12 protein-coding genes and 1 pseudogene are annotated in these 11,853 nt (G+C 72.0%); 7 read left to right on the top strand and 6 right to left on the bottom strand.

Annotated elements, in window-relative coordinates:
• Positions 1-59: 59 nt before the first annotated feature.
• Both ACEXOX_RS35835 and ACEXOX_RS35830 read right to left on the bottom strand, forming a co-directional pair.
• Entirely contained in the window at positions 60-734 is a 675-nt protein-coding gene (locus ACEXOX_RS35835) for a TenA family transcriptional regulator (RefSeq protein ID WP_406525009.1), read from the bottom strand.
• Positions 735-753: 19 nt separating this feature from the next.
• Entirely contained in the window at positions 754-1,170 is a 417-nt protein-coding gene (locus tag ACEXOX_RS35830; protein WP_406525008.1) for an antibiotic biosynthesis monooxygenase family protein, read from the bottom strand.
• Positions 1,171-1,438: 268 nt separating this feature from the next.
• Between ACEXOX_RS35830 and ACEXOX_RS35825 the strand changes: the two genes are divergently transcribed.
• A complete protein-coding gene (locus tag ACEXOX_RS35825) occupies positions 1,439-2,944 on the top strand; it encodes a peptide MFS transporter (RefSeq protein ID WP_406525007.1) in 1,506 nt (501 codons plus the stop codon).
• 13 nt (positions 2,945-2,957) lie between these two features.
• On the opposite strand, the gene ACEXOX_RS35820 is transcribed toward ACEXOX_RS35825, so the two are convergent.
• From ACEXOX_RS35820 to ACEXOX_RS35810, 3 genes are all read right to left on the bottom strand, one after another.
• Entirely contained in the window at positions 2,958-3,392 is a 435-nt protein-coding gene (locus ACEXOX_RS35820; RefSeq protein ID WP_406525006.1) for a VOC family protein, read from the bottom strand.
• Between the two features lie 159 nt (positions 3,393-3,551).
• Positions 3,552-4,535, bottom strand: a complete 984-nt coding sequence (locus tag ACEXOX_RS35815; protein ID WP_406525005.1) for a cupin domain-containing protein — start codon at positions 4,533-4,535, stop codon at positions 3,552-3,554.
• Positions 4,536-4,590: 55 nt separating this feature from the next.
• Positions 4,591-4,947, bottom strand: coding sequence for an antibiotic biosynthesis monooxygenase family protein (locus ACEXOX_RS35810; protein WP_406525004.1), 357 nt, complete (start codon positions 4,945-4,947; stop codon positions 4,591-4,593).
• 108 nt (positions 4,948-5,055) lie between these two features.
• Here ACEXOX_RS35810 and ACEXOX_RS35805 point away from each other — a divergent pair, with 108 nt between their 5' ends.
• The 3 genes and pseudogenes from ACEXOX_RS35805 to ACEXOX_RS35795 all read left to right on the top strand — a co-directional run.
• Entirely contained in the window at positions 5,056-5,529 is a 474-nt protein-coding gene (locus ACEXOX_RS35805; protein ID WP_406525003.1) for a MarR family winged helix-turn-helix transcriptional regulator, read from the top strand.
• Between the two features lie 114 nt (positions 5,530-5,643).
• Entirely contained in the window at positions 5,644-6,627 is a 984-nt protein-coding gene (locus tag ACEXOX_RS35800; RefSeq protein WP_406525002.1) for a hypothetical protein, read from the top strand.
• Between the two features lie 204 nt (positions 6,628-6,831).
• A pseudogene (locus ACEXOX_RS35795) lies at positions 6,832-7,779 on the top strand (transposase); the annotation flags it as partial.
• Here the strand turns inward: ACEXOX_RS35795 and ACEXOX_RS35790 are convergent.
• A complete protein-coding gene (locus ACEXOX_RS35790) occupies positions 7,700-8,647 on the bottom strand; it encodes a LysR family transcriptional regulator (protein ID WP_406525001.1) in 948 nt (315 codons plus the stop codon). The pseudogene ACEXOX_RS35795 and the gene ACEXOX_RS35790 overlap by 80 nt on opposite strands.
• Before the next feature lie 163 nt (positions 8,648-8,810).
• Here ACEXOX_RS35790 and ACEXOX_RS35785 point away from each other — a divergent pair, with 163 nt between their 5' ends.
• From ACEXOX_RS35785 to ACEXOX_RS35775, 3 genes are all read left to right on the top strand, one after another.
• Positions 8,811-9,707: an alpha/beta fold hydrolase gene (locus tag ACEXOX_RS35785; protein WP_406525000.1), complete on the top strand. Its 897-nt coding sequence runs from the start codon at positions 8,811-8,813 to the stop codon at positions 9,705-9,707.
• A gap of 63 nt (positions 9,708-9,770) precedes the next feature.
• On the top strand, positions 9,771-10,613 hold the full coding sequence (locus ACEXOX_RS35780; protein WP_406524999.1) for a DUF4253 domain-containing protein: 843 nt from the start codon (positions 9,771-9,773) through the stop codon (positions 10,611-10,613).
• 88 nt (positions 10,614-10,701) lie between these two features.
• On the top strand, positions 10,702-11,850 hold the full coding sequence (locus tag ACEXOX_RS35775) for a winged helix DNA-binding domain-containing protein (protein WP_406524998.1): 1,149 nt from the start codon (positions 10,702-10,704) through the stop codon (positions 11,848-11,850).
• Positions 11,851-11,853 lie beyond the last annotated feature (3 nt).

The following is an 11,853-nucleotide window of genomic DNA, read 5'->3' as shown; positions in this document are numbered from 1 at the left end:
GCCCGGCCCCTGTGCGGGGCCGGGCCCGTGGCGCTTCGGACGGTGCCCGGCGCCGGTGCTCAGCGGGCCGCGGGCTGTCCGGCCTCCGCCCAGGCGGCCTTGGTGACGGACGCGGTGTAACGCAGTCCCAGCGTGAAGTACTCGACGAGTTCCGTCCGGCCGGGCGTGGCCATCAGGCCGCCCAGTTCGTCGTACGCGTCCTCCAGCTCGGAGACGGCCTCCGCGTACTCGGGGCCGGGCTGGAAGATGTCGATCCAGGCGCTGTGGCGCGAGCCGGGCACCCGGCGCCGGCGCAGGTCGTCACCGATGCGCTGCCGGAACCAGGTCAGCGGCAGCAGCGCGCCCATACCGGCGGCCACCGTCGTCGCCGTCGCCGCGTGCAGGAACGTGGTGTGCGCGTGGGTGATGGCCCCGGCGGGCGCCTCGGGGTCGGCGCGGGGGACGCCCAGCCCGGCGTCCAGTCCGTTGTGGGCCGCCAGCAGCCGGTCCCGCGCCCGGACCGTGCCCGCCGCGGCCTGCGCCAGCAGGACCACGTGCCGGTCCCAGCGGGTGGCGGCGGCGGTGCGGGCCTGGGCCCGTGCGTAGGCGGGCAGGACATGGCCCGCGCACTGCTCGACGAAGTACGTCAGTGCGCCGGCGGGCAGCGAGCCGTCCCGCACGCCCGCCCAGAACGGATGCTCGACGATCTCCTTCCACTCGGGTTCCGCCCGTTCCTTCAGCTCCTGGTGCAACACGACGGTGCTCCTCTCCGGTTCACGGGTCCGGTCCATGGGCCCTGTTCATGGGCCCGGTCCATGGGCCCTGTTCGAGGCTGACGAAGGGTGTGCCGGTGACGGCGGATGCCTGGCGGGAGCCACGGCCCGCCCGCCGCCCACTACCGCGCGGACTCCCCGGCAACAGGCACAGCGTCTGACTGAGCCGCATCTCGCCACCGCTGCGGAAGGGGGCGAGCCGCCGGCGGTTGTCCACGTGCTCCTCGCTGTGCTCGAAGCGGTGGAAGCTCGGGGCGTCGACCCAGTCGGTGACGACGTAGTAGACGTCGTCCTCGTCGGCCGAGCGGGCCAGGGACTGGCACAGGTTGCCCGGCTGGGCGGCGATGCGCCGCCCGATCTCCTGCCACACCCGCTCGAACTCGTCCCCGTGGCCGGGGTGGATCTCCATACGCAACATCACACGGAATGGGAGGGACTGCGGCATCTGGCGGGCCTCCGTCCTCGGTCGGCGTTCTCGGACGCCGCCCAGCGTCGGCGACCGCGCTCGACAGCGGCTCGAACCCACGGCGTACGCGAACCCGCGCGTCCTCCGACGCGGTCGGAGCGCCGGAACCTCCGCCCGTCCTCGACCGCCTCCGACGCGCCGGGGCCTCCACCCGTCCTCGACCCGCCTTTGACGCACCGGAGCGAGTCTCACCTCCCCCGAGCGTCGTGATGGAGGAGCCATGACCGCGCCGATACGCCCGCGGGCCGCCGGACCGGCCCGCCCGCCCAGAGCCGGGGACCGCGGCCCGCTGGGCCGTCCCCGCTGGTTCTTCACCCTCTTCGCCACCGACGTCTGGGAGCGCTTCAGCTTCTACGGGATGTCGGCGATCCTCGTCCTGTACGCCACGGCCCCGGCCTCCGGCGGCGGCCTCGGCATGGGCAGTGCCGACGCCGCCGCGCTCTACGGCCTGTACCTGGCCGCGGTCTTCGTCGCGTCGGTGCCGGGCGGCTGGATCGGCGACCGGCTGCTGGGCGCCCGCCGTGCCGTCCTGTACGGCGGTGTCCTGATCGGCCTGGGCCATGTGTCGCTGGCCGTGCCGGGCCATCCGCTCTTCTACCCCGGGCTCCTGCTGATAGCCGCCGGGACCGGACTGCTCAAGCCGAACATGGCCGGCCTGCTGAGCGCGTTCTACGCGCCCGAGGACCGGGCCGGCCGGGACGCCGGGTTCGCCCTCTTCTACATGAGCGTCCAGATCAGCTCGCTGGTGGCGCCCCTCGTGGTGGGTGCCGTGGGCGAGACCGTCGACTGGCACCTCGGGTTCGGCCTCGCCGCGTTCGGCATGGCGCTGGGCCTGCTGCAGTACGTACGCGGCACCCGCCACTTCGGCACCGTCGGCCACGCCCCCGAACGCGCCGCGACCCCGGCACAGCGCACCCGGGTGCTGTGGGGCACCGGGCTGGCGGTCGCCGCCCTCGTGATCGGGTACGGCACGGACGCGGCGCTGGGCACGTTCCGGATCGCCCACGTCATGGCCCTGACGGGCCTGCTGACCGTACTCGTCCCCGTGCTGTTCTTCTGGCGCCTGCTCCGCGACCCCCGGCTGACCCGGGCGGAGCGGGTCCGGGTGAAGACGTACGTCTGGCTGTTCCTGGCCTCGGCCGTGTTCTGGGCGATGTCACTACAGGGCGGGTCGGTCTTCTCGGTCTTCGCCCGGGACTCGACGGACCGTACGGTGCTCGGGTTCACCGTGCCGGCGAGCTGGTTCCAGTCCGCGCTGCCGCTGTTCGTCCTGCTCACCGCGCCGCTGTTCGCCGCGCTGTGGAAGCGGGCGGGCGACCGGATCACCACCGCCGCGAAGTTCGCCATCGGCATGGTGTGCGTGGGCGCGGCCTTCACGGTGATGGCGCTCGCCGCGTGGCAGGCCGCGTCGGCAGCGGGCGGCCGGGTTCCGGCCGTGTGGCTGCTGCTGGCCTTCCTGCTGCTCGCGGCAGGCGAAGTGGCCTTCGCCCCGGTCGGTATGAGCGCCGCGACCGCCGTGGCCCCGGCGACGTTCGTCAGCCAGATGGTGGGCCTGTTCTGGCTGGCCGGGGCGCTCGGCGGCGGCCTGGGCGGCAACGCCCTGAAGGTGGCCGGCGGCGGATCACCGTCCCCGGCGTACTTCCTCGTACTGGCCCTGGCCGCCCTGGCCACAGGCCTTGCCCTGTTCCTCGGGCGCGGGGCGCTGGCGCGGAAGCTGGGGGTGTGAGGTCGGCGAGCCTTCAGTCGACACAGAACTCGTTGCCCTCGATGTCCAGCATCGGGATGCACGACTCGTTCTCCTCATCGGCGTACAGCGTTCGCACGTGGGTCACACCGAGCGCGACCAGGCGCGCGCACTCGGCCTCCAGCGTGGCGAGGCGCTCGTCCCCCACCAGCCCGGTGCCGACCCGGACGTCGAGATGCACCCGGTTCTTGGCCCTCTTGCCTTCGGGAACACGCTGAAAGTACAAGCGCGGACCCACACCCGAGGGATCACTACAGGCGAACCACGCGTCCCGCTCCTCGGGCGGCAGCGTACGGTTGAATTCGTCCCAGGTGGTGAACCCTTCCGGTGGCGGCGGTACGACATACCCCAGCACCTCGCACCAGAAGCGGGCGAGGCGCTCGGGCTCGGCACAGTCGAAGGTGACTTGAAACTTCTTGATCGCTGACATCGGCGCACCGTACCGCGCACGAGGGGCACCGCGCCGCTCATTTCCCCGGAGGGATCCGCACCGCGTCGGGCCGGCGCCTGACGGACAGCAACGCTGAACAGCGGCGCGCTGACGCGCCGGTGGGGTGTTCAAACGGCGGGGCCGGAAAACAAAGACCTCTCAGGGCTGAAGTGCGGCCAGACGTTCCGGGGTGTACGGCTCGGCGGTTCGGGTCGTCTTGGCGACCTGCGGGAGTTCGCGGTCGGAGAAAAGGGCGATGTGCCGGCTTTCCTCGTCGCACACGCCGGTGTGGGCGACACCGAGCGGGATCCGCACGCAGTCCCCCGGTCCGAGTTCGACGATGCCGCGCTGGCTGACCAGGGTTCGGCGGCCGCTGATCTGGTACTGGATCTCGTCGGCGTCCAGCGTGCGGCGGTACGTCCGCCTGCCCCCGGGCAGCAGCCGCACGGTGCCCAGGCGGAATCCGGCGCCGTGGTACAGCCAGGTCGTCCCGGACTCCTGCGCGCCGGTGAGGACCTGGAGGCGCTCTTCGTCCGTGTGCACCTGCCGCAGCAAAAGCAGTTCGTCGACGGGGGCGACGGTGACGTCATGTCCGGGAGTCCCCATGCACTGGGTGACTGCCTCGTTGACTTCTCCTGCCTCCCAGCCGGGAAAGGGCGGGAACACCGCTTCGGACTGCCGGGTACCGGCACGTACCTCCCGGACGGGAGCGGGTGTGTAGAACAGCAGGTGGCTCTCCCGGCGCCCGTAGTTGTCGTGGGCGACGCCGCGGGGCAGCCGGGAGAACTCTCCCGGCCGGTGCTCGACGACTCCCAGTTCGGTCATCAGCGTGCGTTCGCCCGCGATCTGGTACGAGATTTCGTCGACGTCGCAGTTGCGGTGGTAGAAGGGCTGCCGATTGTCCATCGTCTGCCACTCGACGCGGACCTGCGTACTCTCGTAAATGCCGCGCGGCGGGGCGAACGGCACGGCCTCGTACTCCACCGGGAAGTGGACCACGCCGAGGGGCTCGTGGTCCCGCCAGAGCTTTATCGGAAAGCGGCTGGGGTGCGGCGGCGAGAGCAGCAGATGCTCATCGCGCTCGATCGTGCGGGAGGGCCTGTCGGAGCAGACGGCCTCGATGCTTTCGGTGACGGTGCCCATGAGACGTCCTTGTCGTCGGGGAACTGCGCGGGTCGGCCGGGGGCCCGGAGGGAACTCAGGAACCGGCCGTGCCGGCGTGGTGCACGGACCGGACCTGCGCCAGGGTCTGGTCGAACGCCTGCGCGATGCCCGCGGCGTGCCGCACATGCTCGCGGACCTCCGGGTCCCGGAGAGCCGCGGCGTAGCCGGCTTCGTCGGCCCACTGGGCGTAGTTGACGACGCGCGTGCCGTCCAGACCGACGTGCAGGTTGGCCGAGATGAAGCCGGGAACCTTCGCGAAGATCGACCGCGTGGCCTCGTCGAGGGCCTCCACCAGGGCGGTCTGGCGCTCGGGGTCGACGGTGAAGACGTTGACCAGGGTGATCCGGGGCGTGCCCGTGGTGACGGAGATGGTGGTCGCGGGACTGGTCATGGTGGTCCTCCTGGCGCTTCGTCCTGGGGTGCGAGGGCTGCTCACCCTCACCTGATTAGCACCCTAATCCGAGTTAGCAGGCGAATCCAAGTTGGTACGCTGACGGGTATGCCCTCCCACGCAGACCCGGAAAAGTCCCTGGGCTTCGCGCTCAAGAAGTTGCAGCAGACCCTGCGGTCCCGGATGGACGCCGCCCTCACCCAGGCCGGCCTGACGACACCGCAGTACCTGGTGCTCGCCCTCCTGGAAGACCACCCGGGCATCTCCAACTCCGAACTCGCCCGCCGCTCAGCAGTCGCCGCGCCCACCATGCTCAAGATCCTCGACGCCCTCGCCAAGGCCGGTTACATCGAGCGCGCCGACCGTACGCCGCAGTTGCGGACCCGGGGCACGACGCTGACCGACAGCGGCCGCGGCCGGCTCGCCCTGGCATCGGCGACGGTGGAGAGGTTCGAGAACCTTCTGCGAGACGCGGCGGGGGCAGACGAACCCGTCATCTCCGCGTGGCTGCGCACCTGCACAGACCTGCTGGTGGGGGCGCCCGCCGCATCCGATGCGGACGCCGCGCCCGCTTCTGGATGACGACGGCAGGGCGTACCGCATGCATACGCGCCCGCCTCCGTACACCCACATCAAAAACACCGCAGGACGACACAGGGCCGCCCGCGCGCCCTTCCGGCTGAGAAAGGTACTTCCATGCCGCTACTGCTGAGCCGCTCCGACCTGAGCCAACTCGCCGCCGACGACGACGAGCTCGACGGCGCCATCGATGCCGTCGGGAAATCGGCCGCCCAGTGCGCTTCCGGCGATCGGGCGCAGACCATCTTCGCGGGCCTGGACCTCGCCAACGGCGACGAGTTGGCCGCGCAGTTCGTCTCACTGGCGAGCGGCCCCGCCACCCTGCGGCTCTTTCCCAACAGGGTGCAAGGGGAACGCCCCAACGCATGGCTCGGTATCCAGCTGGACGGCACCACCGGCGCCGTCGACAGCATGATCGCGCTGGATGACTTCAACGTGCTGCGTACCTCGGTCCCCGCCGCTGTCGGTGTACGCCATCTCGCTCCCGCCGACGCCACCACACTGACGGTACTGGGCAGCGGGGCGCAGGCCCGAAGCCACGTACGCACCATCCGTCGTGTGATGCCGGGCCTGACACACCTGAAGCTGTGGAGCCCGTCGCACGAGAGCCGGACGGCGTTCGGCGCGGACCTGCGCTCCCAACTCGGCGACGCGATACGCGTATCGGTCGCGGCCACCATCGAGGAGGCGGTGACCGGAGCCGACGTCATCACCGCGGCGGGCCGTTACACCCCTGGCGAGACGGCGGTGCCCGACCCCGGGTGCGTACGTCCGGGCGCGCTGGTGATCAGCATGACCGGCGCCGGCGGCAACCTGCTCGCACGCGGCGCCCGCTTGGCCGTACCCACGGCACGGCGCCCTGAACTGGTGGCCTTCGGCTTCGCCAGTGGCTTCATCGGCGACACTCCTCCGCCGGCCCCCGTGGGCGCGCTGGAACTGGCAGATGTGATGACAGGCAAGGTGCCGGCCCGCAGCTCCCACACGGAGACAATCGTGTTCGAACTGGCCGCGCCCTACCAATGGGACGTCCCGATCCTGGCGTGGATCCGCGCGTGGGCGGATCAGCGGGGGCTGGGCACTGCGTTCAACTTCTCCGGCTGAGAAGTCGCCGGCCGGTGAGTGGCAGTTCGTGGCATGGGCCGAGACCCACCGGCCCGGACACCTACCGGCGCGAGACCACCGCACGCTGGACGATGAACCATTCGGCGACGCCCGCGCTGACGAGGATCGAGGCCCACGCCGACGTGGTGTAGACGCTCTCCACGGTCAGCCACTCGTAGCGCGAGCGGGCCGCCCGACGAGGTCGGACAGGTGTCCAAAAAGCACCTGGCTCTGGGGTTGCTGGACCGGCTGGCCGGGCAGGGCATGGCGGTGCCGGTCATTGTGGCCGACACCGGCTACGGCCGCAGTGTCTCCTTCAGGCTCGCTCTGGAAGCACGCGGCTGGTCCTACGTGCTGGCCGTCGACGCCAGGGAAATCGCACGGCCGGCCACAGCCGAGCCGTATCAGCCCGCTTACGGCGGGCTCGGCCCGCCGACGCTGCCCCGCTACCGCGAGGCGGCCCGCCCGTTGCCAGACCTGGTTGATGATGCCGTCACCTTCGAGGAGGTCACCTGGAGACAGGGCAGCAAGGGCACGATGACCTCGCGCTTCGCCGTGCTCCAGGTGCGGCCGTCGGGCAAGGAAGCCTCCCGCACCGCCCAGGAACACGCCGGCGGACGCAGCCGCTGGAACGGTGTGCTGCCATGGAAGACACTGCTGGTCGAACAAGCCGAAGAAACCGGCGAGCCGACCAGCTACTGGATGACCAACCTGCCTGCCACCACCCCGATCGCCGGCCTGGTGCGGTGGGCGAAGATGCGCTGGCGCATCGAGCACGACTACCGCGAGCTCAAACACGGCCTGGGCCTGGACCACTTCGAAGGCCGCACCTGGCGCGGCTGGCACCACCACGTCACCCTCGTCACCGCCGCCCAGGCCTTCCTCACCCTGCGGCGTCTTGACCCAAAGGCCCAACGCCGGCCTGACCCTCTACCAGGTCCTCGACGCCCTTCAGGACCTGCTCAGGTGCTGGACCGGCATCTGCACCACCTGCGGCCGCCTCCTGCCGGCCAGCAGAACCTAACAAAGCACTACTGGGGCGGAACGGCCACCGCGCGCCTGCGTGTGCGCGTCAGATGCGAGGCGGGTCCGGGCGACGGCCGGGACGGTGGTCGAGTGCGGCGCCGGCATCGGGGCAGCCGCGCCGGATGACGTCGAGGAAGGCGTGCAGTACCGGGGACTGTGCCGAGGCCGCGAAGGACAGGACGAGGTCCGGCAGCGGCGTACGGGGTGTCACCTCGCACAGCCACGTCCCTGGGCGCGGGGCCGCCGCCATCCGGGACGGCCCCAGGCCGACGCCCACCCCGGAGGCGGCGAGGCCGATGATCGTGTGGACGTCCCGCGCGACGGTCGCGCCGCACAGTGCCGCGGCCTCCTCGCCCAACAGGGCGCGCAGCCCGGCGGAGATGGCCGGCTCGTCCTCGCCGGAGGCCACGATCAGCCGCTGGTGCCGCAGTTGGTCCACGCTCACCGACGGGCGCCCCGCATACGGGTGCGCGGTGCTCACGACGGCGACCAGGTGGTCGTGGCCGATCGGTACGGACACGAGGTGCCCGGCCCCGGCGCCCCGCGGGTGTCCGAGCGTGACCGCCACGTCCAGCTCCCCTGCCACGAGGGCGGTGGTGCTGCGGCTGGTCGCCATCTCGTGCAGCTCCAGCCGCACATCGGGGCGCTCGCGGCCGAACCGGCCGAGGACGACCGGGAGGGGTTCGAGCAGCGCCGAGGCGATGAACCCCAGACGCAGGCGGCCCGTCTCGCCCCGCGCGGCCCGGCCCGCGTCGGACGCGGCCGCCGTCATCTCACCGAGCGCCCGGCGTGCCCGGGCGAGGAACGCCGCGCCCGCAGCCGTCGGGAACACTCCGCGGCGCGTGCGGTCGAACAGCCGGGCGCCCACCTCGCGTTCCAGGTCGGCGATCTGCTTGGACAGCGGAGGCTGCGCGATCCCCAGCGCATCGGCCGCCCGGCCGAAGTGCGCGTGCTCGGCGAGCGCGAGCGCGTACCGCAGATGCCGTGCTTCCATGACGCCCCTCCTCCGGCTCTCCGACTTCCCGGCCCCTCAGCCCTTCCAGCCCTCTCAGCCCACTCGGCCCTCTCAGCCTTCCGGCGATATCTCAGAGGTATCGCTGCTCACCTTCTCAGATCTTCCGCTGGATGACGCTGCGGTGGTCGACTGGAATGGCGGTATGAACAACGTTTCTCCGTCCCGCCGTACGGGCGACTCACCGGCCCGTACCGGCGATTCCCCGACTGACACCGGCACCGTCTTCGTCCTCGTGCACGGCGCCTGGCACAGCTCCGCGCACTGGGCGCCGACCCAGCGGGCCCTCACCGGGCTCGGTGCCGCGAGTGTGGCCGTCGACCTGCCCGGGCACGGCTGCGAGGCGCCGCTGCCCACCGGCTACCTGCGGCCCGGCCAGCCGGGTCTGCTGACCGAGAAGTCGCAGGCCGCCGACGTGACGATGGACGACTGCGCCGACGCCGTGCTGGCCACGCTGCGTCAGGTCCGGCACCACCGGAACGTCGTGCTCGTCGCCCACAGCGCGGGCGGCGGCCCGGCGTCACTGGCCGCCGAGCGGGCGCCGGAACTCGTCGACCGGATCGTCTACCTGTCCGCCTTCGTCCCCGGTGGACGCCCGCGGTTCTCCGACTACATCGACGCACCCGAGAACGCCGACGCCCTGGGGCAGGGCCTCCCCCTCGGTGATCCGCAAGCCCTGGGGGCGATACGGATCAACCCGCTCTCACCGGACCCCGCGTACGTCGAGATGCTGCGGCAGACCCACTACCAGGACACGCCTCCGGACCGCTTCGACCGCTGGCGGTCCCTGCTGAGCACCGATCTGCCACTGGCGATCGTGGATTCCCCGGTCACCGTCACCCCGTCGCGGTGGGGCCGGATTCCGCGCACCTTCCTGCGCTGCGCGGACGATCACGCGCTGCCTCCCGCCGTGCAGGATCTGATGATCAAGGAGGCCGACCGGGCCGTGCCCGCCCACCCGTTCACCGTACGCACCCTCCCGGGCAGCCACAGTCCGTTCGCCGCGCGGCCGCGGGACCTCGCTGCGGCTCTGGTGCGGTGAGGCCGCACCGGGGAGGAACGCTGCTGCCGGGGCGTTGTCAGACCCCGCCTCTACCATTCGGGCATGAACAAGGAACCGCCCAGCCCGCCCCTCGGCACCCTCCTCCCGCCCGGCCGGATGATCACAGCCGACGAGGGCGACAGTGACGTGGCGCCCCTGTGGCTGAGCGACGACGCCGCCTCCGCCGGCCTCTGGGCACGGCTGCGCGCCGAGCACGCCGCGACCGGGTGGTGGCCGCTGCTGCTCGACCGGCTCGGTCCGGGCGACGACGAGTTCCGGCCCTGGGCCTCGGGCGAGCTGTATCCCCAGGACATGTCCTCGCCCGAGGACCACTCCCCCGCGGAACTCCTCGCGGCGTGGTGGGAAAAGCACGCCCAGGACAGCCACACTCACGACAGCCACACTCAGGACGGCGAAGATGCGGCCCCGCAGTCGCCGGACGGCGCCCCGGCCGCCACCGCCCCGTTCGGGCTGTCGTGGCCGGGGCGCGCGCCCGGCCGGGAGCCGGCAGCGGACCCGGACGCGGCGGCCGCCGACTTCGCCCAGTTGTTCGCCGCGCGCAAGCCGCACATACGCCTGGGCCTCGTCGCGGCGGACAGCGGAGCCGACGCCCTGACAGCCGTCGGCTGGAGCGGCCCGATGAACTACGACAACGACACCGCCAAGTACTCCGCGGTCGTACGGGACTGGGAACGGCGTTTCGGCGCCCGGGTCGTGGCGGTCGGCTTCGCGACCCTGCACCTCAGCGTCGCCGCGCCGCCGACGGACAAGGAGGACGCCCTGCTCGTCGCCGCGGAGCACTTCGCCGTCTGCCCCGACCTCCTCCGGCAGGGCCCCCACCCGTCCCTCGACGCGTATGCCGAACACCTGACGGGCGCCGGCCACTGGGAGCTGTGGTGGGACTGACCCGCCGCCCCGGTGCGGCGGACGTCGATCGTCGCGAGGTGGTTCCGGCCGCCCCCGGGATGACCGGGCGAGGCGGGAGAAGCACCGCATGGTGATCACTGCGCGGTCCCTCAACCGCGCCACGCTCGCACGGCAGTTGCTGCTCGGCCGCGAACCGGCCGACGTCACCTACGCGCTGCGGCGGTTGGTCGCCCTCCAGGCGCAGCAGCCTGCCTCGCCGTACATCGCCCTGTGGAACCGCCTCGCCGGCTTCACCCCGGGCGACCTCGACGCTGCCGTGTCCGGTCATGAAGCGGTCAAGGCCACGCTCATGAGGGTCACCTTGCACCTGGTCCACGCCGAGGACTACCGGGCCTTCCGCGAAGCCATGGAGCCGACGCTGCGCGGCTCCAGGCTCGGCGACGCTCGTTTCCGGGCGTCCGGGCTGACGGCGGCCGATGCCGACACCCTAGTCCCGGAGCTGCTCGCGTACGCCGACCGGCCTCGCACCGCCGCCGCCCTGCAAGGCCATCTCGAAGAGCGGCTCGGCGCACCGCTGGAGCAGTCGGCCTGGCGGATGCTGCGCCAGTACGTCCCCCTCTGGCACGCGCCCGCGGAAGCGCCGTGGCTGTTCACCACCCGCCAGGCCTACGTCGCGGCAAGCGGGCGGCCGGCGCTGACCGACCCCGAAGCGGCCGCGGCGGGCCTACAGGTGCTGGTGCGCCGCTACCTCGCGGGATTCGGCCCGGCATCGGTGGCGGACGTGGCCCAGTTCTCGCTGATACGGCGGGACCGTGTCAGAGCCGCGTTGCAGGCGCTCGCCGACAGCCTCGTACAACTGGCAGGCCCGGACGGCACGGTGCTGTACGACGTCCCCGACGCACCCAGGCCCGCCGAGGACACCCCGGCCCCGCCCAGGCTGATGGCGATGTGGGACAGCATCCTGCTCGCCTACGCCGACCGCGGCCGCGTCATTCCGCCCGCGTACCGCAAGCTGGTGATCCGCATGAACGGTGACGTACTGCCCACGCTGCTGGTGGACGGCTATGTCGCCGGCGTGTGGCGTCCCGCTGACGGCGGCATCGAGGCCACCGCCTTCCACCCCCTCCCGGACGAGGTCTGGGAGGAACTGGCCGCGGAGGCCCGGTCGCTCACGGCCTTCCTGGCCGACCGGGACCCCGCGCCCTACCGCCGTTACGACCACTGGTGGGCCAAAGGCCTCCCGGCCGCCGAGACTCGGCTGCTGCCCGGCGACTGAGCC

This window comes from Streptomyces sp. Ac-502, assembly GCF_045222935.1.
GTDB lineage: Bacteria > Actinomycetota > Actinomycetes > Streptomycetales > Streptomycetaceae > Streptomyces > Streptomyces monomycini.
The sequence above is the reverse complement of the archived record's forward strand: the minus strand, read 5'-3'. Positions and strand labels throughout refer to the sequence as shown.

Bases quoted from the DNA above. Each gene is read 5' to 3' on its own strand.
- ACEXOX_RS35775 (WP_406524998.1), top strand. From the start codon at position 10,702: ATGGTGATCACTGCGCGGTCCCTCAACCGCGCCACGCTCGCACGGCAG.
- ACEXOX_RS35800 (WP_406525002.1), top strand. From the start codon at position 5,644: ATGCCGCTACTGCTGAGCCGCTCCGACCTGAGCCAACTCGCCGCCGAC.
- ACEXOX_RS35785 (WP_406525000.1), top strand. From the start codon at position 8,811: ATGAACAACGTTTCTCCGTCCCGCCGTACGGGCGACTCACCGGCCCGT.
- ACEXOX_RS35820 (WP_406525006.1), bottom strand. From the start codon at position 3,392: ATGTCAGCGATCAAGAAGTTTCAAGTCACCTTCGACTGTGCCGAGCCC.
- ACEXOX_RS35805 (WP_406525003.1), top strand. From the start codon at position 5,056: ATGCCCTCCCACGCAGACCCGGAAAAGTCCCTGGGCTTCGCGCTCAAG.
- ACEXOX_RS35790 (WP_406525001.1), bottom strand. From the start codon at position 8,647: ATGGAAGCACGGCATCTGCGGTACGCGCTCGCGCTCGCCGAGCACGCG.
- ACEXOX_RS35825 (WP_406525007.1), top strand. From the start codon at position 1,439: ATGACCGCGCCGATACGCCCGCGGGCCGCCGGACCGGCCCGCCCGCCC.
- ACEXOX_RS35830 (WP_406525008.1), bottom strand. From the start codon at position 1,170: ATGTTGCGTATGGAGATCCACCCCGGCCACGGGGACGAGTTCGAGCGG.
- ACEXOX_RS35815 (WP_406525005.1), bottom strand. From the start codon at position 4,535: ATGGGCACCGTCACCGAAAGCATCGAGGCCGTCTGCTCCGACAGGCCC.
- ACEXOX_RS35810 (WP_406525004.1), bottom strand. From the start codon at position 4,947: ATGACCAGTCCCGCGACCACCATCTCCGTCACCACGGGCACGCCCCGG.
- ACEXOX_RS35780 (WP_406524999.1), top strand. From the start codon at position 9,771: ATGAACAAGGAACCGCCCAGCCCGCCCCTCGGCACCCTCCTCCCGCCC.